The organism is Pseudomonas graminis, assembly GCF_013201545.1.
Taxonomy (GTDB): domain Bacteria; phylum Pseudomonadota; class Gammaproteobacteria; order Pseudomonadales; family Pseudomonadaceae; genus Aquipseudomonas.
Genome location: NZ_CP053746.1, coordinates 1,155,001 through 1,180,869, shown reverse-complemented (window position 1 = coordinate 1,180,869; position 25,869 = coordinate 1,155,001). Strand labels below are relative to the sequence as shown.

Sequence of the window (25,869 nt, the reverse complement as noted above, 5' to 3'; positions counted from 1 at the left end):
CATGTTGAGCCCTTATTCCTCGCCCATCGAGCGGGTCTGGCATTACACGCTGCGCACGCTGTGCGGGTTGATTCTGTTGTTTCTGGTGCTGCCGGTGCTGGTGATCGTGCCGCTGTCGTTCAACTCCGGCAGCTTTCTGGTCTACCCGCTGCAGGGCTTTTCGCTGCACTGGTATCAGGACTTTTTCGGTTCGGCGGAGTGGATGCGCGCGCTGAAAAACAGCCTGATCGTCGCGCCGGCTGCCACGGTGCTGGCAATGGGTTTCGGGACGTTAGCGGCAATCGGACTGACCCGCAGCAACTTCCCCGGCAAGGCGCTGGTGATGGCGCTGGTGATTTCGCCCATGGTGGTGCCGGTGGTGATTGTCGGGGTAGCGAGCTACCTGTTTTTTGCGCCGCTGGGTCTGGGCAACAGCTACATCTCGCTGATCCTGGTGCATGCCGTGTTGGGTGTGCCGTTCGTGATCATCACCGTGTCGGCCACCTTGCAGGGTTTCAACTACAACCTGGTGCGTGCAGCGGCCAGCCTGGGTGCTTCGCCGACGACGGCGTTTCGGCGTGTGACCCTGCCGCTGATTGCGCCGGGCGTGATCTCCGGGGCGCTGTTTGCGTTCGCGACCTCGTTCGATGAAGTAGTGGTCACGCTGTTCCTCGCAGGCCCGGGCCAGGCGACCTTGCCGCGGCAGATGTTCAGCGGTATCCGCGAAAACCTCAGCCCGACCATTGCCGCCGCAGCCACCTTGCTCATCGGTTTCTCGGTGGTGCTGTTGCTGGTGCTCGAATGGCTGCGCGGCCGCAGCGAGAAACTGCGCACGGCGGTGGAGTGATCAACACCCATTGGGGCACTGGCTGTAACGCGAATGGTAGGACCGGCTTTAGCCGGGAAAGCGCCAGGTGCCACACCGCAAGATTAATAGCGCACACCGAGGGCTCTTCCCGCATCACAAAACTGACGCATCCCACGATCCGGTCTATGTTTGACTCAGCGCATGCCAACCCTGCCTTGTAAAAGAGCCCCGTCTCCAACAACAACGTAAAGGACGAGCCCGATGAGTGTTTCTGCTTTCAAGATCGCCAACAAGCTGATCACCGGCCCCGCCGCCATCGAGCAGCTGTCGGCCGAGCTGACCCGGCTCAACGTTCAAAACCCGCTGATCGTCACCGACGCGATACTGGTCAAATCCGGGACCGTCGATCTCGCGCTGGCGCAATTGGGCGGTCGTCGTTATGGCCTGTTTGATCAGGTCAAACCCGAACCCGAAATTTCTATTGTTGAGGACTGCACGCGCGCCTTCCGAGAGGGGGGTCACGACGGCCTGATCGGCGTGGGCGGCGGCAGTGCCATCGACATCGCCAAGGGCGTCGCGGCGTTCGCCAATCACGAAGGGCCGCTGACCGAGTTGTTCGGGGTTGATCTGGTCAAGCGCAAAGGCCCGCCGCTGATTGCCATCCCGACCACGGCCGGTACCGGTTCAGAAGTCACCAACGTGGCGATTTTTTCAGACAAGCAGGCACAGCTGAAAAAAGGCATCGTCAGCGATTACCTGTTGCCCGACGTCGCGCTGGTCAGCCCCTTGATGACCCTGACCTGTCCGCGCAGTGTCACGGCGGCCAGCGGAGTCGACGCGCTGGTGCACGCCATCGAAGCCTATCTATCAGTGAATGCTTTGCCGATCACCGACGCCATCGCCCTGGGTGCCATCAAGCTGATCGTCAAGGCGCTGCCCAAGGCCTACGCCAATCCGTCCAGCCTGCAAGCGCGAGAAGACATGGCCACCGCCAGCCTCATGGCCGGCATGGCGTTCGGTAATGCCGGGGTTGGGGCGGTGCATGCACTGGCGTATCCGCTGGGAGGGCGTTTCAACATTGCCCACGGCGTCAGCAACGCGCTGTTGCTGCCGTATGTGATGGAGTGGAACAAGCTGGCTTGCGTCGAACGGATGCGCGACGTTGCCGACGCGATGGGCGTCCGCGTCGCACATTTGAGCGACAAGGACGCCGCCGACCTGGCGGTGAAAGCCATGGCCGACTTGTGCGCCGCGGTGGAAATCCCGTCCGGCCTGCGCAGCTTCAACGTGCCTGAAGACGCCATTCCCGCGATGGCCGAGGAGGCCAGCAAGATCGAGCGCCTGATGCGCAACAATCCACGGAAACTGACCGCCGCCGACATCGAGAAAATCTACCGCGCGGCGTATTGATCAGGCTGGTCAGGCCATGAACCTCAGCCGCGACGACGGGCCAGCAACCAGCCCACGGTCAGCGTGAGGCCGGCAAGCACCATTAACGTGGTGCGCGGGCGTTGCTGGGTGAAGGTTGCGACTTCGTCCAGCAGATCACCGTAACGCTCCTGCAATTCACCCGCCGCCTGACGTGCCTTGCCTTCCATTTGCGTGCGCTCGTCACCGGTCAGGTTGCCGAAGACGTCTTGGGCCTTGCCAGCTGCCTGTGCCAGTACGCCCTTCACTTGTTCGCTTTTCATATCTTGGCTCCAGAAAATGAGTTTCAGTGATGGATGTCTCGCTGACCCAACTGCGTCAGCCACACCCATAGCGTAGGGTCCGGACAGCACCCCCTGAAGGTGACTATGCACCAGACGCATTAGCGCATTTGCATCACTCAGCGTTTGCCTTTGCCCTGATTGGCGAACAGATTTCGCTCCCTCGCCCAAACGATGGCTTCCGCCCGGCTGTGCACGTCCAGCTTGGAATACACCGTCGCGACGTGGTTGCGAATGGTGTTGAGCGCCAGGTTCAACCGTGCAGCGATCTCTTTGTCCGCCAGCCCCTCACAGATCAAACTCAGCACATCTCGCTCGCGAGCGGTCAGGTCGGTGAATGAAGCGCTGGGCAACTGCCGGGTGTTGACGCGCTTGGCATTGGCCAGCTTTTCGATCAACGTCTGGCTGAACCACGAGGCGTCTTGCATCACCGTTTCGATGGCCTCGACCAGCTCAAGCTCGGATCGCTTGCGCTCGGTAATGTCCATCAGTACGAAGAGGTAGCAAGCGTTGTCCTGAATCGTCACGGTGTCAGCGGCCAGTACGCAGTCCAGCGACTCGCTGCCTTTCTTGCGGACTTTCAGGTCGAGCCCGTCGACGCGGCCGGTGGTTTCCAGGACGTTGAACAGCCCGTCCATCACAGCGCCGTCTTCGATGAAGCCCAGCTCGGCGACGGTCCGGCCGATCAGCTCCTGCGGGGTGTAACCCAGGGTGCTGACAAACGCCTCGTTGGCTTCGACGATCTGTTGTCGATCCGCCGTACACACCAGTGTCGGCACCGGCGTTAGCTTGAACGCCTTGGCAAAACGCTCTTCGCTCTGGCGCAGCGCGGTTTCGGCTTTGCGTCTCGGCTCAAGGTCGGTGAACGAAAACAGCATGCAATCTTCTTCGTTCATGTCCAGCGGCTGCCCGGCGACGATGACCAATTTGGTACCGCCCTCCGGCAGCTTCAGCTCTGCCTGCATCTGCGGGATGGTCGCGCCCTGATTCAGACGCTCGATGGCGAGGTCCTTGCGTTCGGCGTTTTCCAGCACGTCCACTTCGTACACCGAGCGGCCAATCACGCTCTCTCTCGAATGCCCGGTCATCTCCAGAAAGCCCTGATTGACCTTGATGAAGCGCAGATCGCTCAGGCGGCAGATCACCGCAGGGGCGGGGTTGGCGTTGAAGGTCTTCTCGAAGCGCTGCTCGGCACCGGCCCACTCCGTTGCGTCGGCGAGGATCAGCACCAGCGATTCGGGCGTGCCGGTGCTGTCTTCAAGCACCATGCTGCGAACGCGATGGACCCAGCTGCGCTCCTCTTCTTCACCGATCTTGCTGACCTCGATGAGCACGTCGCTGAACACTTCGCCTGCCGCCACGCGGCTGATCGGATATTGATCGACGTCCAAAGGATGGTTGTTGCGATAGCGCAGGGAGAACTTATCGCGATAGGCCTCGCCGTTGGCGCCCAGTTCGCTGATCTCTTCGACGCCATGCATCAGCAGCGCCGCTTCGTTGGCCCAGATGATGGTCTGATCGACCTCCACCAGCATCACCCCGTCCGACAGACCCGAGATGATCTGCTGCAACTGGCGGCGGTTGGTTTCTCTGGCGAGGATGGCCTCTGACATGCTTGCTCTCCTGACGTCTCAATGCGGTCGGGCTTCGGTCAGCCGGGCGCTCCACGCTATCCGACCGGCTGGCAAAGCCTTAGTGCTGAAGCTTAGTGCAGCCGTGTCCGCGAGGGTCGGTGCGAATGCACCAGACGAAGCGGTGCAAATGCGCCATCACATCCCTCAACGCGCTGATCAAACTGGTTTCACGTCTTACAAGACGCGGTGAGTCCGCCCTCGCAGGCTCGCCCATATCAACGCAGGGGGTGCATTTGCACTGACACGTCGGTTGCACGAGTGATGTGCACCCCCTGCACCGGAGGAAATTTTCATGGCTTCGACCTACGCAACATCTGCCGTTCTGGGCAACGCTTCGCCATTCCGTGTGTCATGGGGATCGGTGTTTGCCGGTGCGGCAATCACGTTGGTGACCTACCTGGTGCTCAGCGTGCTTGGCACGGCGATCGGCGCAGGCGCGCTTGATCCGATGGCCCAGGGCAACCCACTCAGCGGTTTCGGCAAGGGCGCCGGCGCCTGGTTGTTCATCAGTACCCTGGTGGCCATTGCCGCCGGTGCCTGGGTGTCGGGCCGTACCGCGCCGGACCGTGGTGGTCTGCATGGTTTGCTCAGCTGGACGGTCAGCACGTTGCTGACCACCTGGCTCCTCGCGTCGCTGGCCGGCTCGCTCGTCGGCACTGCCGGCAACATCGCCGGCAAGGGCATCTCCCTGGCGGCCGACGGCGTTGCCGCTGCCGCACCGGGTGTGGGCCAGAGCATCAAGCAACAGCTGGATAAGAACGGCATCAGCCTGGATTGGGACAGCCTGAAATCACAGCTGGACACCACCCTGAAGCAGTCCGGCAAGCCAGAGCTCGACCCTTCGAAGCTGGATCAGAAAGCTGACGTGGCTGGCGCCGATGCCAAGCAGACAGCAGAACAGGCGTCTACCGATCCAGCCCAGGCGGGCGATCAGTTGAAGCAGTGGTTTGATCGCGTTCAGAAAGCCGGCGAACCGGCCTTGAACGCCGCCGACAAAGACGCGCTGGTCAACATCGTTGCGGCCCGCACCGGCAAGAGCAAAGCGGAGGCGCAGCAGATCGTCGACAACTATGCGCAGGCGTATCAGCAAGCGGCCGCGAAAGTCGCAGAGCTGAAGGCGCAGGCCGAGCAACAGGCCCGTGAAGCGGCAGATGTCGCGGCCAAGCAAGTCTCCAAAGCAGCATGGGGCACGTTCTTCATGCTGATCATCGGCGCTGCGTTGAGCTTTGGTCTGGCCCGTTACGCCCTGAGCTCACGTCCTCGTCTGCTGGTCGAGACCGTGTAAGGTTTCAGTCGTCATCTGTTGACTCTGAATCCTGAATCAAGCCTGGGCCCGGTGCGCACTTCTGTTGCACTGGGCCTAGTGCCGTTCACGCCGCCTGCATCAAGCCTCTTGACTCACTCGCTTGCGTCCCCAACGCACGTTTCAAACTCTTGGAGTACAATGCGCGCCACCGTGATTTCGCTCATAAAAGGTGCGTCATGCAGCCCTTCGCTATTGCTCCTTCGATTCTGTCCGCCGATTTCGCCCGTCTGGGAGAGGAAGTCGACAACGTGCTGGCCGCTGGCGCCGACATCGTCCACTTCGACGTCATGGACAACCACTACGTCCCCAACCTGACGATCGGACCGATGGTCTGCGCGGCCTTGCGCAAATACGGCATCACCGCGCCCATCGACGTTCATCTGATGGTCAGCCCGGTGGATCGCATCATCGGCGACTTCATCGAAGCCGGGGCAACCTTCATCACCTTCCACCCGGAAGCGACCCAGCACATCGATCGCTCCCTGCAACTGATCCGCGAAGGCGGCTGCAAGGCGGGTCTGGTGTTCAACCCGGCGACCCCGCTGAACCTGCTCGAATACGTCATGGACAAGGTCGACATGATTCTGCTCATGAGCGTCAACCCGGGCTTCGGCGGTCAGAAATTCATCCCCGGCACGATCAACAAGCTGCGTGAGGCGCGTGCGCTCATTGACGCGTCCGGTCGCGACATCCGTCTGGAGATCGACGGCGGCGTCAACGTCAATAACATCCGTGAGATCGCCGCAGCCGGTGCCGACACGTTCGTCGCAGGCTCGGCTATTTTCAACGCGCCTGATTACCGCGAAGTCATTGCGAAGATGCACGCAGAACTGGCGTTGGCCCGTTGACCAGCGGCTTCGAGCAGCTGTTTCCGGGCCGTCTGCCCAAGCTGATCATGTTCGACCTCGACGGCACACTGGTCGACTCGGTGCCGGATCTGGCTGCAGCTGTGGATAAAACCCTGATCCAGCTTGGCCGGTCGCCGGCAGGCATCGAACGGGTGCGTGACTGGATTGGCAACGGCGTGCGCGTGCTGGTACGCCGCGCGTTGGCGAACGGCATGGACCACACCGCCGTGGATGAAGAGTCTACGGAGGCTGCGCTGGCGATTTTCATGGAGGCCTACAGCGGCAGCCACGCGTTGACCAAGGTCTACCCTGGTGTGCGCGAAACCCTGAAATGGCTGCAGAAGATGGGCGTCGAAATGGCGCTGATCACCAACAAGCCTGAGCGGTTCGTTGCGCCCTTGCTGGATGATCTCAAACTCGGCCGGTTCTTTCGCTGGATCGTGGGTGGCGACACGCTGCCGCAGCAGAAGCCCGACCCGGCGGCGCTGTTCTTTGTCATGAAAATGGCCGGCGTACCGGGGTCACAGTCGCTGTTCGTGGGTGACTCGCGCAACGACGTGCTGGCGGCGAAAGCGGCGGGTGTCACCTGTGTGGCATTGAGTTACGGCTACAACCACGGCCGCCCGATCGCGGAAGAGTCACCGGCACTGGTGATCGACGATTTGCGCAGGCTGATTCCGGGCAGTTCTGCCGGTTGCTTAGCGCAGGGCGCTGAGATAACGTTGCCCGACCTCAAGTCCCCCTCCTTTAGAGAATCCATCGTGGTGGTCACTCGCAAACTCTGGATGAAAGTCATCAAGGCCCTGGCCCGCTGGCGTTGGCGCGCCTGACTTGAATCTGGCCGGAGCCCCGGCGCGTTTGCATCCCTGACCGTTTTCCCTCACACCACGAGGCTGATATGACCCGCGAAGAATTCCTGCGTTTGGCCGCTGAAGGCTACAACCGCATTCCCCTTGCCTACGAAACCCTGGCCGATTTCGACACCCCGCTGTCGATCTATCTGAAACTCGCTGACGAGCCCAACTCCTACCTGCTTGAGTCGGTCCAGGGCGGGGAGAAGTGGGGGCGTTATTCGATCATCGGGCTGCCATGCCGCACGGTCATGCGCGTGCATGACCACACCGTCCGCGTGACCCACGACGGTGCCGAGATCGAGCGCCTCGAAGTCGAAGACCCGCTGGACTTCGTCGAGACTTTCAAGGCCCGCTACAACGTTCCGACCATCGCCGGTCTGCCGCGCTTCAACGGCGGCCTGGTGGGCTATTTCGGTTATGACTGCGTGCGCTATGTCGAGCCGCGTCTGGGCAAGTGCCCAAATCCTGACCCGCTGGGCGTGCCGGATATTCTGCTGATGGTGTCCGATGCCGTCGTGGTGTTCGATAACCTGGCTGGCAAGATGCACGCGATCGTCCTCGTTGATCCGGCCCAGCCTGACGCCTATGAAGGCGGCCTGGCGCGACTCGAAGCGCTGATGGAGAAACTGCGTCAGCCGATCACGCCTCGCCGTGGGCTGGACCTGACCCGTCCACAGGCGGCGGACCCGGTGTTCCGCTCCAGCTTCACCCAGTCGGATTATGAAAAAGCCGTCGACACCATCAAGGAATACATCCTCGCGGGCGACTGCATGCAGGTCGTGCCGTCCCAGCGCATGTCCATCGACTTCTCGGCCGCGCCGATCGACCTGTACCGCGCGCTGCGTTGCTTCAATCCAACGCCTTACATGTACTTCTTCAACTTCGGTGACTTCCACGTCGTCGGCAGTTCGCCGGAAGTGCTGGTGCGGGTCGAGGACAACCTGATCACCGTGCGCCCGATTGCCGGGACGCGTCCCCGTGGCGCCACCGAAGAAGAAGATCACGCGCTGGAAGTCGACTTGCTGTCTGACGACAAAGAGATCGCCGAGCACCTGATGCTCATTGATCTGGGGCGCAACGACACCGGGCGGGTTTCGGAAGTCGGTTCGGTGAAACTCACCGAGAAGATGGTCATCGAGCGTTATTCGAACGTCATGCACATCGTGTCCAACGTCACGGGTCAGCTGAAAAACGGCCTGACGGCGATGGATGCGCTGCGGGCCATCTTGCCGGCGGGAACCTTGTCGGGCGCGCCGAAGATTCGCGCGATGGAAATCATCGACGAGCTGGAGCCGGTCAAGCGTGGTGTGTACGGCGGCGCAGTGGGTTACTTCGCCTGGAACGGCAACATGGACACCGCAATTGCCATTCGTACCGCGGTAATCAAGAACGGCGAGCTGCATGTGCAGGCCGGTGGCGGCATTGTCGCCGATTCTGTCCCGGCGCTGGAGTGGGAAGAAACCCTCAACAAGCGCCGCGCGATGTTCCGCGCGGTGGCGCTGGCGCAGCAAACGCCCGAGGCTTGAAGGTAGTCTGCACATGAAAACGGCGCCAAGGCGCCGTTTTTTATGCCGAACACAAATCCCCACTAGGGGCTTCAGATAGGGGCTTCAGAAATCCAGACTCACCGCCAGATTTATCCCTTGCTGCGTCACGTCATCATTCTTGCGCCAGTTATAACCGGCACGCAGTGTGAGGTCGGGCGCCAGCTTCTGGCTCATGCCTAGGCTTGCGCGATTCAAGCTGCGCTGTGGGTCATAGCCTTTCAGATCGAAGTCCACCCCCGGCACGCTGTTCAGCGCGATGGTCACGTCCTGCTGATCGGTGTCGAACTCGCGTTCATGGGCCACTTCACCAAACACTTGAGTCTGCGGTGTGACGTCGAATTTGCCTTGCAGCCCCGCGCCCAGCCGCTTCGACTTGCGTGTCTGGTCGTCGTAATTAAGTGCCGTCGCGCGAGCACTGTTCTCCGAGTAACCATCAACGTTGACGTGTGAATAGTCGGCGCTGATGAACGGCGAGAAATGCCAGCGACTGCTCTGCTCGGCCAGATCGAAGCCCACGCGCCCACTCACTGCCCACAGATCGCCTTTGGTGTCGCCTTTCTCTGCGCCTTCACTGATGCCCAGCGCGAACTTGCGCTTGAGGTTGTCGTAGTCGAGTTTGCCGCCCGAGGCCGCCAGGTCTGCCCACCAGTGTTGCGCCTGGTACTGCACGAATGCGGTCGCGATATAGCTGTTGAGTTTGTAGTCCGAATCTTTGGCACCGGCTTCAAGGGTTTGCCGATAAGCGCCCGCCACCAGGCCTGCTCTCCAGTCGTCAGCGAAACGATAGCTGCCGCCCACCGTGAGGTTGTAGCCATGACCGTCTCCGCTTGCTGAATTGCCTTGCGCGTCGAAATCCATCTTCTGACCGCCACCGGCGACGATGGCGCGCCATTCACCGACGTTCTGCCAGTTGCCCCAGTCCGCCAGCCACTGACTGCGCAGTTCATCCTGCTGCGCGCGCAACGTGCCGTTGGCCATTTCCGGCAGCAGGGTGATCTCCCACGGTGCGGACAGAATCGAATACCCGTAGTCGGCAATCAATCGCTGGCCCGCAACGGTCGGGTGCACGCCGTCGTTGAACAGCAGCTTGGTCGGATCCGGCGTCAGGCCGCCAATCCCGAAAACGCTGTTGGCGGTGCAGTTGTTACCGTTGAAACAGGTGCCGACCAGGTTCTGATCGGCTGCCAACCCGTAGCGCGCCGGATCGCTCAGAACATCACGTATGAGCCCCGGCACATTGAGCGGAATGACCTCGGCATCGATTTGCCCCAGACGGTTGACCAACTGCTGGTTGAACACCCCGCTCAGCAACGTCGACGCCACCTGCAATGGCGTGCCGAATACCGCTGGTGTACGGCCGATGTCCGGCAGCAGCCAGACCATGATGTAACGCGCGCCGGCCTGGGACAGGATTTGTGCGCCGTTGGCCAGGTTGTTTGCCGCGTTGACGGCCTGTCCCGGGCTCAGCACTCGGCCCTGAAGGAAGTCGTTGCCGCCCCCGGTCAGGTAATAGAGCGCGTTCGGGTCAGCCCGGGAGCTGTTTTCAACCAGATAACCGGGTCGCGTCCGGAACACCGTGGTGACGCCCGTCGCCGCGTCGGTATTGGCAACCTGTGATTGGGTGGTGATCGCCGCGAGAATCTGATCGGTCCGGTCGCCGCCCACGGCCCAGTTGTTGCCGTCCGCCAGCCCTTGCGCCGCGCGAACGGGGGAGGTCGACGCCTGCAGATCCCCGGGCGCCACGCCTAGCATTCCGCCCAGCAACGTCGATGAGTTCAGACCGAATGTCTCGCCGCTGCCGTTCAGGTACGTCGGGCCGGTGCGGTTGGTGAAGCGCAAGGTGGCGCCCGGTGGTCCGCCCGCATCGGGAAACTGCCCGGCGTCGGCGAGGCTGTCGCCGAACACAATCATCGTGGAGTAGGGGGAAGAGGCGGCCAGGGCCGAGGAGCAGGCGAGCGAGAGCAGGCAAGCCGCGAACGGCCAGCGCAGTGTGGCTTTGAGCATGGGGGCATCCCTTATTGTTTTCAGTGCAGTACGAGAAGGTAGCAGCCGCGACACAAATCGCCCACGATGCAGTGGCATTCACGGCGAATATTCTGTACTGGTCTTCAAGCTGCGATCTGCATCTTGCAGGCGCCCGGTTCCTGCCAATCGGCCGCCGGGCCGGGCCATACGGGCACTGCGATATTGCGCGCCCTGCGGCGGTACGCTACTGTGCGGCAACGTATGAACGAGACCTTTCCTGTGTCGATTGTCAGCAGCTTCTTGATGCGCGTTATCAAGGGCCACGCCCGTTGGCGTTGGCGCGCCTGACTATTTCCCCCGCCGGCCCTGCCGGATCTGTATTGATATGCCTTCTGATGCCTCGGTTTTGCAGTGCCTCGCCGGAACCCGTCCTGCGACCTCTCTGCGTGCAACTGCGGTCAGAAAACAGAAGGCCACGTTAGAAGTCAGTAATTCAAAAGGTTAAGCACCATGCTGCTGATGATCGATAACTACGACTCCTTCACCTACAACGTCGTGCAGTACCTGGGCGAGCTGGGTGCCGACGTCAAAGTGATTCGCAATGACGAAATGACCGTCGCCGAGATCGAAGCCCTGAATCCCGAACGCATTGTCGTCTCCCCCGGGCCGTGCACGCCCAATGAAGCGGGCGTGTCCATTGACGTGATCAAACACTTCGCGGGCAAGCTGCCCGTGCTCGGCGTCTGCCTGGGCCATCAGTCGATTGGTCAGGCGTTTGGCGGTGACGTGGTGCGTGCGCGCCAAGTCATGCACGGCAAGACCAGCGAGCTGGTTCACGAAGACAAAGGCGTTTTCGAAGGTCTCAAGCATCCGCTGACCGTGACCCGCTATCACTCGCTGGTGGTCAAGCGCGAGACGCTCCCCGACTGTCTCGAGCTGACCGCCTGGACCCGGCACGAAGACGGCTCCGTTGATGAAATCATGGGCTTGCGTCACAAAACCCTGAACGTTGAGGGCGTACAGTTTCACCCTGAATCGATTCTTTCCGAGCAGGGCCACGAGCTGTTCGCCAACTTCCTCAAGCAGACCGGCGGCACCCGTCAGGGTTAAGGACTTCGACATGGCAATGGATATCAAAACGGCGCTGAGCCGGGTTGTGAATCAACTGGACCTGAGCACCGATGAAATGCGCGACGTCATGCGCGAGATCATGACCGGCCAGTGCACCCAGGCGCAGATCGGCGCATTTCTGATGGGCATGCGCATGAAGAGTGAAAGCATCGACGAGATTGTCGGTGCGGTGTCGGTCATGCGCGAGCTGGCGGATCAGGTCCAACTCAAAACCCTCGAAGGCGTGGTCGACATCGTCGGCACAGGCGGCGATGGCGCGAACATCTTCAACGTATCGACCGCTGCCTCGTTCGTGATCGCGGCGGCGGGTTGCACAGTCGCCAAGCACGGCAATCGCGCGGTCTCCGGCAAGAGTGGCAGCGCTGACTTACTGGAAGCCGCAGGCGTTTACCTGAACCTGACCCCGGTGCAAGTGGCGCGCTGCATCGACAGCGTCGGCATTGGTTTCATGTTCGCCCAAACCCATCACGGCGCGATGAAACACGCCGCCGGACCACGCAAGGAACTGGGCCTGCGCACACTGTTCAACATGCTCGGTCCACTGACCAACCCGGCCGGCGTCAAGCATCAGGTGGTCGGCGTGTTCAGTCAGGCGCTGTGCAGGCCATTGGCCGAAGTGCTGCTGCGCATGGGCAGCAAACATGTGTTGGTCGTGCACTCCCAGGATGGCCTGGACGAATTCAGCCTTGCCGCACCGACGTTCGTCGCGGAACTGAGGAACGGCGAAGTGACGGAGTACTGGGTACAGCCGGAAGACTTGGGCATGAAGAGCCAGAGCCTGTTCGGCCTAGTGGTCGACAGCCCGGCGCAATCGCTGGAATTGATCCGCGACGCGCTGGGTCGGCGCAAATCCGAACACGGTCAGAAAGCCGCTGAAATGATCGTGCTCAATGCCGGCGCTGCGCTTTACGCAGCTGACCATGCTTCGTCATTGAAGGAAGGCGTGGCGCTGGCACACGACGCACTGCACACGGGCCTGGCCCGCGAAAAGCTGGAAGAACTGGGTGCCTTTACCGCGGTATTCAAGCAGGAGAATGAAGAATGAGTGTGCCGACGGTGTTGGAAAAGATTCTGGCCCGAAAGGTCGAGGAAGTCGCTGCACGCCGTGCCAGCGTCAGCCTCGCCGAGTTGGAAACTCTGGCGAAAGCAGCCGATGCACCGCGTGGATTTGCTGCCGCGATGATTGCTCAGGCCAAGCGCAAGCAGCCGGCCGTCATTGCAGAAATCAAGAAGGCTTCGCCGAGCAAAGGCGTGATCCGCGAAAACTTCCAGCCGGCGGAAATCGCCAAGAGTTACGAAGCGGGCGGGGCTACCTGTCTTTCTGTGCTGACCGATATCGATTTCTTCCAGGGCGCTGACGAGTATCTGAAGCAAGCCCGGGCGGCGTGTTCGCTGCCGGTGATCCGCAAGGACTTCATGATCGACCCTTACCAGATCGTCGAAGCGCGGGCATTGGGCGCCGATTGCATTCTGCTGATTGTTTCGGCACTGGATGACGTGAAGATGGCCGAACTGGCCTCGGTTGCCAAAGGTGTCGGCCTCGACGTGCTGGTTGAAGTCCACGATGGCGACGAGCTGGAGCGAGCACTAAAAACTCTCGACACCCCGCTGGTGGGCGTCAACAACCGCAACCTGCACACGTTCGATGTCAGTCTGGAAACCACGCTTGATCTGCTGCCACGTATTCCCCGTGATCGTCTGGTCATCACTGAAAGCGGGATCCTCAACCGCGCCGATGTCGAGCTGATGGAGATCAACGACGTCTATTCCTTCCTCGTTGGCGAGGCGTTCATGCGCGCCGAGAAGCCGGGCGTGGAACTGCAGCGGCTGTTTTTCCCGGAGAAAGGCACGGCGATCAAGTCCGGCGGGCTGGACTGATCTATCGTTCTAGGCCAGAAAGCCATCGCCACTTGCGTCAGGAGGCAGCATGACCCTTCAGCTTTTGGACACCTGCGTTGAAGCCGGCCTCAAGGCTGAGCAGGATCTGCTGGCATCGGTGTGTGATGGGCACGCCGATAGTGGTTTGCTGTTCTGGCGGCCTAAGGATCGCGCGTTGGTCATGCCGCGGCGGTTGAGCCGTCTTCCCGGCTTCACTGAGGCCAGCGAAACGCTCGCCGACAGTGGCTGGCCTGTGCTGTTGCGTGAAAGTGGCGGCGAGCCCGTGCCGCAATCGCCCTCGACGGTGAATGTGGCGCTTGTGTATGTGCAGCCGGACACCGACCTGGATCGCGACCGCATCGAAAACGCTTACATGCGCCTGTGTCAGCCGATCCTCGATACGCTGATTGAATTGGGTGGCAATGCATCCTTGGGCGAAGTCGAAGGTGCCTTCTGCGATGGCCGTTTCAACGTCAACCTCAACGCTCGCAAGATGGTCGGTACGGCGCAGCGCTGGCGGCAGAGTCAGGGTGGCAAGCGGCCGGTGGTGTTGGCTCATGCTGCGATGCTGCTGGATGACGAACGCGTGGCAATGGTGAATGCGGTCAATCGTTTTAACGAGACGTGCGAGCTGGATCAGCGCTGCAAAGCAGAGAGCCATATCGCTTTGCACGAACTGTTCGAAGTGCCGGATTTTCTCCACCGCTTAAGCGAACGCTACACGCGACTGCTCGCCGGGATCTGATTCAGCTGCGGGCATCGGTCACGTCGTTAGCGAGTACCGAACACAACCATGGTTTTGCCCCGAACATGAACCAGGTTCTGCTCTTCGAGCGCCTTGAGCACGCGACCGACCATCTCCCGCGAACACCCCACGATACGGCCAATCTCCTGGCGAGTGATCTTGATCTGCATGCCATCGGGGTGAGTCATCGCGTCAGGCTGCTTGCACAGATCGAGCAGGCTGCGGGCAACGCGGCCAGTGACGTCCAGAAACGCAAGATCGCCGACCTTGCGCGTGGTATTGCGCAGCCGCTCGGCGATCTGCGCACCGATGGCGTACATCAATTCGGGATCATGCTGACTGAGCTCGCGGAACTTGGCGTAGCTGATCTCGGCCACTTCGCATTCGGTTTTGGCGCGCACCCAGGCGCTGCGCTGTGCACCGGCGGCCGTCTGCTGAAAAAGCCCTAGTTCGCCAAAGAAATCCCCGGTATTGAGGTAGGCCACTATCATCTCGCGGCCTTCGTTATCTTCGATCAGGATCGTCACCGAGCCCTTTATGATCAAGTACAGCGAATCCGATTCCTCGCCTGCGCAAATGATGTTGCTCTTCGCCGGGCATTTTCGCCGCTGGGAATGGGGCAGCAGTTTGTCGGCGATTTTCATCTTGTTCGGAGGCGGCACGGCGAGCATGGCTGTATCCCGTAAAAAACTGCGCCCTGAGGCATTCTTAGAGGTATCGGCAGTATTTCCGATTTGATGCAGTTCAAGACCGGCAATTAGCCATTTTTTCAGATATTTCCTACATTTCCGTCGTTTTCGGGCATGCCCGGTCTACTCAGCGACAGTAAAACCCTGTGCTAAGCTGGCCGCCATTTTTCAAGCATTGGAGTCCGGTGATGAAGGCGCGTATTCAATGGGCGGGTGAGGCAATGTTCCTCGGTGAGTCCGGCAGCGGCCACGTGGTCGTGATGGACGGCCCGCCAGAAAGCGGCGGTCGCAACCTGGGTGTTCGCCCGATGGAAATGGTGCTGATCGGTTTGGGTGGCTGCAGCAACTACGACGTGGTCAGCATCCTCAAGAAAGCCCGCCAGCCTATCGAGAGCTGCGAGGCGTTTCTGGAAGCCGAGCGCGCCAACGAGGATCCCAAGGTCTTCACCAAGATCCATCTGCACTTCGTGGTTAAAGGGCGCGGTCTGAAAGAAACGCAGGTCAAGCGAGCGATCGAGCTGTCGGCCGAGAAATACTGCTCGGCGTCGATCATGCTGGGTAACGCCGGCGTCGAAATCACCCACGATTACGAGATCATCGAACTGGGCTGAGCAACGCTCAATTTTCACAAAAGCGGTGCAGGCTATGGCATGCGACTTCTGACGTCTGCATAATGCGCCCCTTTTTCAGGGCGCGACCGCCGGATAGCCGGCTCGCCTCCGACCAGACAACCAAAATCGCCAACGCGAAGAGGTGTTAACCGTCCTACGCAGCTGAGCCGGGCTCAGTTGACGGGCATGCTTGATCACGCGGCCAGCGCCGCACCCATATAGAGAGTTTTTAACGGTGAAAAGCAAACTCAAGCTCCACGGGTTCAATAACCTGACCAAGACCTTGAGCTTCAACATCTATGACATCTGCTATGCGGAAACCCCGCAGGACCAGCAGGCCTACGTCGAGTACATCAACAGCGTGTACGACGCCGAACGCCTGACGCGGATTCTCACCGATGTCGTCGATATCATTGGCGCGAACATCCTGAACATTGCGCGTCAGGACTACGACCCACAAGGCGCCAGTGTGACCATTCTGATCTCCGAGCAGCCGGTTACGCCGACTGACAGCCAGATCGAAGAATCGCCGGGTCCGCTGCCGGAAACCATCCTTGCGCACCTGGACAAGAGCCACATCACGGTTCACACCTATCCGGAAATTCACCCTGTTGACGGCATCGCCACCTTCCGTGTGGATATCGACGTGTCGACCTGTGGCGTGATCTCGCCGTTGAAAGCGCTGAACTACCTGATCCACAAGTTCGAGTCCGACATCGTGACCGTCGATTATCGCGTGCGCGGTTTCACCCGTGACGTCGAAGGCAAGAAGCACTTCATCGACCACGAGATCAACTCGATCCAGAATTACCTTTCCGACGACACGCGCGACAGCTATCAGATGACTGACGTCAACGTGTACCAGGAGAACCTGTTCCATACCAAAATGCTGCTCAAGCAATTCGAACTGGACAACTACCTGTTCGGCGACGCCACCAGCAATCTCTCCGCTGAGCAGCGCGAGCAGGTCACTGGCCGCGTGAAGCACGAGATGCTCGAAATCTTCTACGGCCGCAACATGCCGGTCTAAGGTTTCAGCGATAAAAAAAGGCGCCCCTTCAGGCGCCTTTCTTGTTTCCAGCCTCCAGCGATTACCTTGCCCCGTAAGTGAAGCCGGTCGCCGCAGATCCGATCAGATCCTGTAGGTGGTCTTGGTCATGACTTTGGCGATCAGGCTCATGCCGAATTTCACTGGCGCCGGGAAGCGGAAACCGCCTGCCTCGATCGCGCTCTCTGCGTGATGCTCCTCGTCGGCGCGCATCTGTTCGAGAATCGCCCGGGACTTCTCGTCCTCGACCGGCAATTGCTCCAGATGCTCATTCAAATGCTTGCACACCTGATCTTCCGTCGCGGCAACGAAGCCCAGGCTGATTCGATCGCTGATCAGGCCAGCCACCGCGCCAATACCAAACGAAGCTCCGTAGAACAGCGGGTTGAGCACACTGGTGTGACTGCCCAACTGGTGAATGCGTTGCTCGCACCACACAAGGTGGTCGATCTCTTCCTCGGCGGCGTGCTCCATGGCTTTGCGTACCTGAGGCAGTTTCGCAGTAAGCGCCTGCCCCTGGTACAACGCCTGAGCACAGACTTCGCCAGTGTGGTTGATGCGCATGAGCCCGGCTACATGCCGGGTGTCGGACTCATTCATCTTGACGTCGGGTTGAACGATGGCAGGCGAGGGACGGTGTGCGTGCGCGCTGACGGGCAGCAGCGTCTTCATCGCAGCGTCGGCCTGAAGCAGAAAGCGGTCGATAGGGGAATAGTGACGTTCGGTAGCCATGGGCGCCTCCGGGTAAATCCACGGTGGCCAGTCTACCTCAAACGACGTAACCGGGCTTGTCCGGCATCAGCCCGCCGAGGCGCAGAGCACGCCTGCGACGGGGCGACGAAGCATGAATGGAATGACTCAGCCCGGCGGCCAGTTCATCTGGCGCTGACCCAGCACGTGCATATGAATGTGATAAACGGTCTGCCCGCCTTTTTCGTTGGTGTTCATGACCACGCGGAAGCCATCCTCGCAACCCAGCTCTTTCGCCAGGCGCTGCGCCGTGAACAGGATATGGCCCAGCAGGGCCTTATCATCTTCAGTCACGTCGTTAAGGGTGGCGATCTGCTTCTTCGGAATGACCAGAAAATGCACTGGCGCCTGTGGGGCGATGTCGTGAAAAGCCAGTACCTGATCATCTTCATAGATGATCTTCGCCGGAATTTCCCGGTTGATGATCTTGGTGAACAAAGTATCCACAGCCTTCTTGCTCCGTTTCGAGGGGGATGAAGGCAGTGTACTGAGCGTCCCGTGTCACGCCCAGACGTTTGTTGCGATGTGCTGCTTCAGACTGACGTACGAGATTTGAGAATCGAGCCCCAGAGTTTTCGCGTCATCCAGCGACTGGCAAAGCGCGGAAGGCGTGTCAGCAGCCTGTTACGCCAACCGGGAATGATCACCGCACGGTTCTTGTCCAGCGCGCGAACCGTGTACAGCGCAACTTCCTCGGCGGTCATGTGTCTGTCGTGGGTGAACTTGCCGGCGTCCAGCTGTGCGGTGCGGAAAAACGCCGTTCGCGTCGGCCCGGGGCACAACACCGAAATCTTCACGCCGGTTTTGTGCAGTTCCTCGCGAAGCCCTTCGGAAAAATGCAGTACATACGCTTTGCTCGCGGCGTAGGTGCTCATCCACGGCCCGGGTTGAAAGCCCATGATCGACGCAACGTTGAGGATCTGGCCACCGCCTTGCACCGCCATCAGGTTGCCAACTGTGTGACAGAGGCGCGTCAACGCGAGCACATTAAGGTCGAGCAGGTCCTGCTCCTGCGCCCACTCTTGGGCTAGAAACGGCCCGCTGTTGCCAATACCCGCGCAGTTGACCAGCAAATCGATACTTCGCGAGCCTTCCTCAAGTTCAAGCAGAAAGCCCGAGAGGCGCAGTGGCTCACCCAGATCGCAGGCGCGGAACAGCACCTCTACACCAAAGCGTTGGGTGAACTCGATTGCGATGCTCTCGAGCATCTCCCGGTGCCTGGCCACCAGAATAAGGTTTCGACCCCGGCGGGCGAGGGCTTCGGCCATCGCCAGGCCAATACCGCTGGATGCCCCTGTGACCATGGCGTAACGGGTCATGCAATTCTCCAGTGTTTGCAGCTCGTATTTAGACAGCGTCCTTGCTGCCAGATAGTTATTGGTCGTCGTTGCTGTCGGACGAGTCACCAATATCTACAGGATCAACGGGAACGACCGGTTGTTCCGTGTCATCGTCGTACGGCAGCGCTTCCTCGTATTCGCTGGTGGTGGCTTCGACCTGCTCTTGAACAGTCTCCATGCCACCCATCATCGCGACGATAAACACCAGCGCAAGCACCGCAAGCCACAGGATGGCGAGGACCTTGACGCGCGGTGTGTTACCTGGCGGCGGCGGACCATACCTATTCGGGCCCGTGCTGCCGGGGACGGCCATCATCACGATCGGAAAGAAGCTGCCCACTACCGGTACCAGATTCAGCAACAGCAACCAGGCTGACCAACCGGCATCGTGCAACCGCTGGGCGCCGATCTGGATGCTGACAACCACGAACGCGACGAGGGCAACGGTGCCGAGCAGTCCGCCTGCCACCAGCGAAACGCTTAGAACGCCGACGCACAGGGCGGCGACCAGCAGGCCAACTGCCACCAGCGCCAGACTCCACGCCAGATAGCGCAAGCGGCCGATTCGCCCCTGAATGGAGAACACCTTCAATTCGCCCACGGCGGGCCAGTCTTGTGCGACCGGTGTGCGCGGCGGTGCGTAGGGCGATGCTGCAGGTTCGAATGCCGGACGCTGGGGAACGTCTTCCACCACTTCATCAAGGCTCAGTGACACTGGCTCCTCAAGCTCGATACGGCCTTCGACGCCTGCATCGTTCAGCGCGGCGAGATAGCGCTGCGCGTCGTCCCGCGTCAGGCTGCGCTTGATGGTCACGGGTTTCCCGGTGAAGAGACGATCAACGCCGGACACGTCGGTCTTGAACAGCTGCGCCAGGTTCAGACGTGCAGTTTCCAGCTCAACCCCTGTTCGCAACTGTCCCTCGAAAACGATCTTGAAGTGCTCCGCCATGCCGGCTTCCTTGTCTTGAGTTCATATGATGTGAGCGATGCGCGTCAGAACGGTTTGACGACAACCAGAATGACCACCGCCAGCAAGATCAACACGGGTACTTCGTTGAACCAGCGATAAAACACATGGCTGCGACCTGGTTCTCCACGGGCGAAGCGTTTGACCTGCGCGCCGCAGACGTGGTGATAGCCAATCAGCAGGACGACGAGGGTGAGCTTGGCGTGCAACCAGCCTTGCTGCAGGAAACCCGGTGCGAGGACGATTAGCCAGATCCCGAAAATCAGGGTAGCGATCATCGCGGGCATCATGATGCCCCGGTACAACTTGCGCTCCATGGTGCAGAAACGCTCGCGGCTTACGGCGTCTTCGCTCATGGCGTGATAGACGAACAATCGCGGCAGATAGAACAGGGCGGCGAACCAGCACACCATCGCGACGATATGCAGCGCTTTGATCCAGAGATAGAGCATTTTGGTTTTTTTCCAGGGACACGGTGCCAAATAGTAGTGGCATCGGCGCCCGTACGTCACGTTCGCGGTTGTCCCATTGGCGATCGGCCCATATGATCAGCGGCTTTCCAGTGGTTTCGTTGAGGGGCAGGTTATGGTCAAGGTCGGTATCGTCGGCGGCACGGGTTACACCGGCGTCGAGTTGCTGCGTCTTCTGGCGCAACATCCGGAGGCTGAAGTGGTTGCGATCACCTCGCGCTCCGAGGCAGGTCTGCCTGTCGCTGACATGTATCCGAACCTGCGCGGTCACTATGACGGTCTGGCATTCAGCGTGCCGGATGTCAAAGTGCTCGGCGCATGCGACGTGGTGTTCTTCGCCACGCCTCACGGAGTCGCACATGCGCTGGCGGGCGAACTCCTCGCCGCTGGCACCAAGGTCATCGACCTCTCCGCCGACTTCCGTCTGCAGAATCCGGTCGAGTGGGCCAAGTGGTACAACCAGCCCCACGGCGCGCCGGAACTGCTCGACGAGGCGGTCTACGGCCTGCCGGAAGTTAATCGCGAGCACATCAAGGGCGCACGTCTGATTGCGGTACCGGGTTGCTATCCGACCGCAACCCAGCTGGGGTTTCTTCCACTGCTCGAAGCGGGCCTGGCCGATCCGTCGAGTTTGATCGCCGACTGTAAGTCGGGCGTCAGTGGTGCAGGACGCGGCGCCAGTGTGGGCTCGCTGTATTCCGAAACCAGCGAGAGCTTCAAGGCCTATGCCGTAAAAGGGCATCGCCATCTTCCCGAAATCACCCAAGGGCTGCGTCGTGCTGCAGGCGGCGATGTCGGGCTAACGTTCGTACCGCACCTGACGCCGATGATTCGTGGCATTCACGCCACCTTGTACGCGACCGTCGTTGACAGATCGGTCGATCTGCAGGCGTTGTTCGAAAAGCGTTATGCCAATGAGCCGTTCGTCGACGTGATGCCGGTCGGCAGCCATCCGGAAACCCGGAGCGTACGCGGCGCGAACGTATGTCGTATGGCCGTGCATCGTCCGCAGGATGGCGATCTGGTGGTGGTGCTGTCGGTCATCGATAACCTGGTCAAAGGCGCTTCGGGCCAGGCCGTGCAGAACATGAACATCATGTTTGGCCTGGATGAACGCCTGGGTCTGTCCCACGCGGGGATGTTGCCTTAACGGCGTCAAGTTGCGCGCCTCAAGTTGTAAGCCGATAGCAGGCTGTTTCTTGCAGCTTGTCGCTTGCGGCTTGTGGCTGCCGTGACAATAGTTGACCAATTTTCTAGGAGAAGCGGATAATGCGCGACGTTACGCATTATGACGGCTTAGCGCCGGGAGATTTTGAGCATGAGCGTTGAATCCTTTACCCCTGTGGCTTTGGAATTCACCCACGGTGCCGCGCACAAGGTGAAAACCCTGGTCGACGAAGAGGGCAATGATCGCCTGAAGCTCCGCGTCTTCGTGACCGGTGGCGGTTGTTCGGGTTTCCAGTACGGCTTCACCTTTGATGAAGACGTTGCCGAAGATGACACGATCGTCGAGCGCGAGGGCGTCAGCCTGGTGGTCGACCCTATGAGCTTCCAGTACCTGGCAGGTGCGGAGGTGGATTATCAGGAGGGTCTGGAAGGCTCTCGCTTCGTGATCAAGAACCCAAACGCCGCGACTACTTGTGGCTGTGGCTCTTCGTTTTCGATCTGATCCAGCCGGTACACACAAAAACGCCGCGCATTTGCGCGGCGTTTTGCATTTCGGGCGTTGCGCTTAAGCCGGGTAGATGGCACCCAGAACACGCAAGCCTTTGGCCCCCGTCACGCTCGGACGGTTGGCGGGTACGCTCTCAAGTGCGCAGTGGGCGAGCCAGGCGAACGCCATCGCTTCGACCCAATCAGGATCAACGCCGAACTCCGCCGTGCTCGAGACCTTTGTTGCCGGCAGCAGCGCTGCCAGTCGATCCATCAAGGCCTTGTTGTGAGCGCCGCCACCGCAGATCAGCAGTTCTTTGGTCTGCGCCTGTGCCGATTGCAGCGACTCAGTAATGCTCAATGCAGTGACCTCGAGCAGTGTCGCCTGCACATCTTCGGGTCTCAGCGTCGGCATCTGAAACAGATGGTGGTGAACCCAGCCGAGATTGAACACTTCACGACCCGTGCTCTTAGGGCCCTTGGTTTGAAAAAACTGATCGCTGAGCATGGACTTCAGCAACGCATCATTGACGGTCCCGCTCGCGCCCCATGCGCCATCGCGGTCGTAGCTCACGCCGCGCTGTGCCTGAATCCAGGCGTCGAGCAACACATTGCCTGGCCCCGAGTCGAAGCCGGAAACCGGTTTGTCGATCTCGATCAGGCTGAGGTTGCTGAACCCACCCACGTTGAGCACGGCGCGGTAGTCCTTGTTATCGTCGAACAGCGCTTCGTGGAATGCCGGAACCAGCGGCGCGCCTTGGCCACCTGCCGCGATATCGCGCTTGCGAAAGTCGCTGACCACGGTGATTCCCGTCAGCTCGGCCAGGAGGGCAGGGTTGCCAATCTGGATGGTGAAGCCGCGAGCCGGCTCGTGACGAATCGTCTGACCGTGACTGCCGATAGCGCGGATCTCACCGGCTGAAACATTCTGCTGATCCAGCAGGGCCAGCACGCCTTGAGCCGCGAGGTGAACCCATTTTTGCTCGGCGATGCCCGCACGCGCCAATTCGTCCGGGCCGCTGGCGCAGAGCCCTAGCAGTTCGGCGCGAAGATCGTCGGGCATGGGAATGTAGTAGGTGCCGAGCAGACGTGGTCGGTCATCCTGTTCTACCAGCGCGAAGTCGAGTCCATCCAGACTGCTTCCGGACATTACACCTACATATAAAGTCATGGGTCAGCGCTTACTCGAGGCCAGCATGGTGGCCTTTTCCTGGTCCATGCGAGCCATCAAAGGTTGGCTCTCCTGCATAAACCGCTGTTTTTCGGACTTGGCGATCGGATCAGCCATCGGCAGCTTCTGCCCCAATGGATCGACATGAACGCCGTTTACCTGGAACTCGTAATGGACATGAGGACCCGTCGACAGGCCGGTGGTTCCAATATAGCCAATGACTTGACCCTGCTTGACGCTGGATCCGGACTGGATGCCCTTGGCAAAACCTTGCATGTGGCCGTACAGCGTTCGGTAGGTTTCACCGTGCTGAATGATCACGGTATTGCCATAGCCGCCGCGCCGCCCGGCAAGAATGACTTTGCCATCGCCGGTCGCCTTGATGGGGGTGCCACGAGGTGCAGCGTAGTCGATGCCTTGGTGGGCGCGAATCTTGTTCAGGATCGGGTGTTTGCGACCGGATGAGAACAGCGAGCTGATGCGGGCGAATTCGACTGGCGTGCGGATGAATGCCTTACGCATGCTGTTGCCGTCTGCGGTGTAATAATTGGTATTGCCCTGCTTGTTCGTATAACGCACAGCGGTGTAAGTCTTGCCGCGGTTTACGAAGCGCGCCGAAAGAATATTGCCCGTACTGACCGTCTTGCCATTGACGACCTTCTGCTCGTAGATCACATCGAATTCGTCACCCTTGCGGATGTCTTGGGTGAAGTCGACGTCGTAGCCGAAGATGTTTGCCATCTCCATGGTCATGGTATGGCTGAGGCCTGCACGCTGGGCGGATTGCGACAGCGAGTTGTTGATCATGCCATGCACATAGGCAGTGCGGACGTTGGGTTTACTCACATCACGGGTAAACGTGTAGCCCTTGTCTGTACGAGACAGGCTGATGCTTTCTGTCTCGCTCAGCTTGCTGTGCAGTTGCTTGAGGTTGCCTTCAGGCGACAGTTCGAACTGCAGCACCTGGCCATTTTTCAACTGGCTGAACTGCTTGGCTTGCTTGTCGCTGGCAATCACATCGTGCACTGCCGTCGCGGGCAGACCGACTTTGCCGAACAATGTCGACAGCGTATCGCCCTTCGATACCACCACTTCCCGGTGCGTCGGGACCTTGGCAGTAGCAATCTCTTTGGGCGCGGCCTTGCTGTCGTTCGAGGTCTTGGCTGTTTCGACCGGCTCAGCCGCATCACCTTCGATCTGAGCGAACGGAGAATCTACGGGCGCGTCTGTGGCTTGAGTCTGTTCTTGAGCGTCTTGTTCTTGCTCGATCTGATCGGCAGGTGTGTCGAGTTCCAGCGTAAGGTTTGTTCGTTTGGCTTCGACGTCGCTGGATGGAAATACAAGGAGAGCCAGGCTAAGCAGCGCGGCGATACCGCTGGCTGCGAGCAGGTGGCTCTTCGGATAAAGCGGTGGCGCTTTAGGCGGAGTGTCGGTCATAGGTAATTTTGACTTTGAAAAAGATGAAATGGAAAAGATGAATGACATGATGAAGATGAAATAACTGTATAAAATATAACCAAATCTCGCCTGAGGCAAGCTTGTGATCGGCTCGCTCCGCGATTCGTCATGCTCCTATTGTCAGAACTTGTATTTGGGCGCTGATCTTGTATGGTTGTTTCCCTTTGAAATAAGGCATTACGGGGCGGTTATGAAGTCGGTTGAAGAGCAGCTAGCGCTGATCAAGCGTGGTGCAGATGAACTCCTGGTCGAGGCCGAGCTGATCACAAAGCTCAAGCGTGGGCAGCCGCTTCGCATCAAGGCCGGTTTTGATCCAACCGCGCCCGACCTGCACCTTGGACACACGGTGCTCATTAACAAGCTGCGTCAATTCCAGGATCTCGGGCATCAGGTAATTTTCCTGATCGGCGACTTCACCGGGATGATTGGCGATCCGAGCGGCAAGAGCGCGACCCGTCCCCCGCTTACGCGCGAGCAAGTGCTCGACTATGCAGAGACCTACAAGGCTCAGGTATTCAAGATTCTGGATCCGGCCAAAACCGAGGTGGCCTTCAATTCCACCTGGATGGATCAACTCAGTCCTGCAGATTTCATCCGGCTTTCTTCCCAATACACCGTGGCGCGCATGCTGGAACGCGATGACTTCGACAAGCGCTACAAGTCGAACCAGTCGATCGCCATCCACGAATTCCTCTATCCGCTGGTGCAGGGTTACGACTCGGTAGCTTTGCGCGCAGACGTCGAGCTGGGCGGCACCGATCAAAAGTTCAACTTGCTGATGGGGCGTGAGCTGCAGCGTGCCTATGGTCAGGAAGCTCAGTGTGTTCTGACGATGCCGTTGTTGGAAGGGTTGGACGGGGTCAAGAAGATGTCCAAGTCGCTGGGTAACTACGTAGGTATCCAGGAAGCGCCCGGCATTATGTACAGCAAGCTCGTCTCTATCCCCGATGCGCTGATGTGGCGTTACTTTGAGCTGCTGAGCTTCCGATCCATGGAAGAGATCGCTGCCTTTAAGGCGGATTGCGAAGCCGGGGCGAATCCGCGCGATATCAAGATCAAGCTGGCCGAAGAGATTGTCGCGCGCTTCCATGGTGAAGACGCTGCGGCTTCTGCCCATCGTTCTGCTGGCAATCGTATGAAGGATGGGGAGCTCCCGGAAGATCTTCCGGAGATCGACGTGGCTGCAGCCGAAGACATGCCGATTGCTGCTGTACTCAATAAGGCGGGGCTGGTTAAGAACTCTGCGGTCGCTCGCGACCTGCTGGCATCCGGCGGCGTGCGTATAGATGGTGAAGTGGTGGATCGCGG

The 25,869-nt window shown here is 59.8% G+C and carries 26 protein-coding genes (1 of these 26 only partly in view); 15 read left to right on the top strand and 11 right to left on the bottom strand.

Annotated elements, in window-relative coordinates:
- Nucleotide 1 precedes the first annotated feature (1 nt).
- Together FX982_RS05425 and FX982_RS05420 are read left to right on the top strand one after the other, a co-directional pair.
- On the top strand, nt 2–826 hold the full coding sequence (locus FX982_RS05425; RefSeq protein WP_065991348.1) for an ABC transporter permease: 825 nt from the start codon (nt 2–4) through the stop codon (nt 824–826).
- A 222-nt stretch (nt 827–1,048) separates the two neighbouring features.
- A complete protein-coding gene (locus tag FX982_RS05420) occupies nt 1,049–2,197 on the top strand; it encodes an iron-containing alcohol dehydrogenase (RefSeq protein ID WP_172609893.1) in 1,149 nt (382 codons plus the stop codon).
- A 23-nt stretch (nt 2,198–2,220) separates the two neighbouring features.
- Here the strand turns inward: FX982_RS05420 and FX982_RS05415 are convergent, their stop codons facing one another.
- Together FX982_RS05415 and FX982_RS05410 are read right to left on the bottom strand one after the other, a co-directional pair.
- A complete protein-coding gene (locus tag FX982_RS05415; RefSeq protein WP_172609892.1) occupies nt 2,221–2,478 on the bottom strand; it encodes a CsbD family protein in 258 nt (85 codons plus the stop codon).
- 137 nt (nt 2,479–2,615) lie between these two features.
- Nucleotides 2,616–4,109 (bottom strand): helix-turn-helix transcriptional regulator, encoded by a 1,494-nt coding sequence (locus tag FX982_RS05410; protein ID WP_172609891.1) that lies wholly within the window; start codon nt 4,107–4,109, stop codon nt 2,616–2,618.
- A gap of 313 nt (nt 4,110–4,422) precedes the next feature.
- Here FX982_RS05410 and FX982_RS05405 point away from each other — a divergent pair, with 313 nt between their 5' ends.
- From FX982_RS05405 to trpE, 4 genes are all read left to right on the top strand, one after another.
- Nucleotides 4,423–5,415, top strand: coding sequence for a hypothetical protein (locus FX982_RS05405; RefSeq protein WP_172609890.1), 993 nt, complete (start codon nt 4,423–4,425; stop codon nt 5,413–5,415).
- Nucleotides 5,416–5,612: 197 nt separating this feature from the next.
- Nucleotides 5,613–6,284, top strand: coding sequence for a ribulose-phosphate 3-epimerase (rpe, locus tag FX982_RS05400; protein ID WP_122536580.1), 672 nt, complete (start codon nt 5,613–5,615; stop codon nt 6,282–6,284).
- A 47-nt stretch (nt 6,285–6,331) separates the two neighbouring features.
- Nucleotides 6,332–7,114: a phosphoglycolate phosphatase gene (locus FX982_RS05395; protein WP_172612990.1), complete on the top strand. Its 783-nt coding sequence runs from the start codon at nt 6,332–6,334 to the stop codon at nt 7,112–7,114.
- Nucleotides 7,115–7,182: 68 nt separating this feature from the next.
- On the top strand, nt 7,183–8,664 hold the full coding sequence (gene trpE, locus FX982_RS05390) for an anthranilate synthase component I (protein WP_172609889.1): 1,482 nt from the start codon (nt 7,183–7,185) through the stop codon (nt 8,662–8,664).
- 84 nt (nt 8,665–8,748) lie between these two features.
- Here the strand turns inward: trpE and estP are convergent, their stop codons facing one another.
- A complete protein-coding gene (gene estP, locus FX982_RS05385) occupies nt 8,749–10,689 on the bottom strand; it encodes an esterase EstP (RefSeq protein ID WP_172609888.1) in 1,941 nt (646 codons plus the stop codon).
- A 471-nt stretch (nt 10,690–11,160) separates the two neighbouring features.
- Between estP and FX982_RS05380 the strand changes: the two genes are divergently transcribed.
- Genes FX982_RS05380 through FX982_RS05365 form a run of 4 tightly spaced genes read left to right on the top strand, consistent with a single transcriptional unit; the run spans nt 11,161 to nt 14,404 of the window.
- On the top strand, nt 11,161–11,760 hold the full coding sequence (locus FX982_RS05380; RefSeq protein WP_172609887.1) for an aminodeoxychorismate/anthranilate synthase component II: 600 nt from the start codon (nt 11,161–11,163) through the stop codon (nt 11,758–11,760).
- Between the two features lie 16 nt (nt 11,761–11,776).
- Complete coding sequence (gene trpD / locus FX982_RS05375; RefSeq protein ID WP_172612989.1) at nt 11,777–12,826, top strand: anthranilate phosphoribosyltransferase; 1,050 nt, start codon at nt 11,777–11,779, stop codon at nt 12,824–12,826.
- The gene (trpC, locus tag FX982_RS05370; protein ID WP_172609886.1) at nt 12,823–13,659 is read left to right on the top strand and encodes an indole-3-glycerol phosphate synthase TrpC; all 837 of its coding nucleotides are present in this window, start codon (nt 12,823–12,825) and stop codon (nt 13,657–13,659) included. The genes trpD and trpC overlap by 4 nt, the downstream gene beginning before the upstream one ends.
- Before the next feature lie 49 nt (nt 13,660–13,708).
- Nucleotides 13,709–14,404 (top strand): lipoate--protein ligase family protein, encoded by a 696-nt coding sequence (locus FX982_RS05365; protein ID WP_172609885.1) that lies wholly within the window; start codon nt 13,709–13,711, stop codon nt 14,402–14,404.
- Nucleotides 14,405–14,430: 26 nt separating this feature from the next.
- Here FX982_RS05365 and crp read toward each other — a convergent pair whose 3' ends face one another.
- Nucleotides 14,431–15,075: a cAMP-activated global transcriptional regulator CRP gene (gene crp / locus FX982_RS05360; protein WP_172609884.1), complete on the bottom strand. Its 645-nt coding sequence runs from the start codon at nt 15,073–15,075 to the stop codon at nt 14,431–14,433.
- A gap of 206 nt (nt 15,076–15,281) precedes the next feature.
- On the opposite strand from crp, the gene FX982_RS05355 reads away from it, so the two are divergent.
- The gene (locus FX982_RS05355) at nt 15,282–15,704 is read left to right on the top strand and encodes an OsmC family protein (protein ID WP_037019202.1); all 423 of its coding nucleotides are present in this window, start codon (nt 15,282–15,284) and stop codon (nt 15,702–15,704) included.
- 235 nt (nt 15,705–15,939) lie between these two features.
- Nucleotides 15,940–16,734, top strand: a complete 795-nt coding sequence (speD, locus tag FX982_RS05350; protein WP_037019204.1) for an adenosylmethionine decarboxylase — start codon at nt 15,940–15,942, stop codon at nt 16,732–16,734.
- A gap of 102 nt (nt 16,735–16,836) precedes the next feature.
- Here the strand turns inward: speD and coq7 are convergent, their stop codons facing one another.
- From coq7 to hemJ, 5 genes are all read right to left on the bottom strand, one after another.
- A complete protein-coding gene (gene coq7, locus FX982_RS05345) occupies nt 16,837–17,484 on the bottom strand; it encodes a 2-polyprenyl-3-methyl-6-methoxy-1,4-benzoquinone monooxygenase (protein WP_122624544.1) in 648 nt (215 codons plus the stop codon).
- 126 nt (nt 17,485–17,610) lie between these two features.
- On the bottom strand, nt 17,611–17,949 hold the full coding sequence (locus FX982_RS05340) for a histidine triad nucleotide-binding protein (protein ID WP_172609883.1): 339 nt from the start codon (nt 17,947–17,949) through the stop codon (nt 17,611–17,613).
- A gap of 86 nt (nt 17,950–18,035) precedes the next feature.
- Entirely contained in the window at nt 18,036–18,821 is a 786-nt protein-coding gene (locus tag FX982_RS05335; RefSeq protein WP_172609882.1) for an SDR family NAD(P)-dependent oxidoreductase, read from the bottom strand.
- Nucleotides 18,822–18,876: 55 nt separating this feature from the next.
- Nucleotides 18,877–19,791, bottom strand: a complete 915-nt coding sequence (locus FX982_RS05330) for a DUF805 domain-containing protein (protein ID WP_172609881.1) — start codon at nt 19,789–19,791, stop codon at nt 18,877–18,879.
- Nucleotides 19,792–19,835: 44 nt separating this feature from the next.
- A complete protein-coding gene (hemJ, locus tag FX982_RS05325) occupies nt 19,836–20,261 on the bottom strand; it encodes a protoporphyrinogen oxidase HemJ (RefSeq protein ID WP_122536592.1) in 426 nt (141 codons plus the stop codon).
- Between the two features lie 133 nt (nt 20,262–20,394).
- Here hemJ and argC point away from each other — a divergent pair, with 133 nt between their 5' ends.
- Both argC and erpA read left to right on the top strand, forming a co-directional pair.
- Entirely contained in the window at nt 20,395–21,429 is a 1,035-nt protein-coding gene (gene argC, locus FX982_RS05320; protein ID WP_172609880.1) for an N-acetyl-gamma-glutamyl-phosphate reductase, read from the top strand.
- A gap of 168 nt (nt 21,430–21,597) precedes the next feature.
- Nucleotides 21,598–21,948 carry an iron-sulfur cluster insertion protein ErpA gene (gene erpA, locus FX982_RS05315; protein WP_122536594.1) on the top strand — a complete coding sequence of 117 codons (351 nt, stop codon included), beginning with the start codon at nt 21,598–21,600 and terminating at the stop codon, nt 21,946–21,948.
- A 63-nt stretch (nt 21,949–22,011) separates the two neighbouring features.
- Here the strand turns inward: erpA and FX982_RS05310 are convergent, their stop codons facing one another.
- Entirely contained in the window at nt 22,012–23,103 is a 1,092-nt protein-coding gene (locus tag FX982_RS05310; RefSeq protein ID WP_122536595.1) for an anhydro-N-acetylmuramic acid kinase, read from the bottom strand.
- A gap of 3 nt (nt 23,104–23,106) precedes the next feature.
- Complete coding sequence (locus FX982_RS05305) at nt 23,107–24,540, bottom strand: peptidoglycan DD-metalloendopeptidase family protein (RefSeq protein ID WP_172609879.1); 1,434 nt, start codon at nt 24,538–24,540, stop codon at nt 23,107–23,109.
- A 211-nt stretch (nt 24,541–24,751) separates the two neighbouring features.
- On the opposite strand from FX982_RS05305, the gene tyrS reads away from it, so the two are divergent.
- A protein-coding gene (gene tyrS / locus FX982_RS05300; RefSeq protein WP_172609878.1) for a tyrosine--tRNA ligase crosses the window boundary here: on the top strand, nt 24,752–25,869 show its 5' portion. The gene runs 82 nt beyond the window's last position; 1,118 of the gene's 1,200 nt are visible here — the first part of the coding sequence; it begins with the start codon at nt 24,752–24,754; the stop codon falls past the right edge of the window.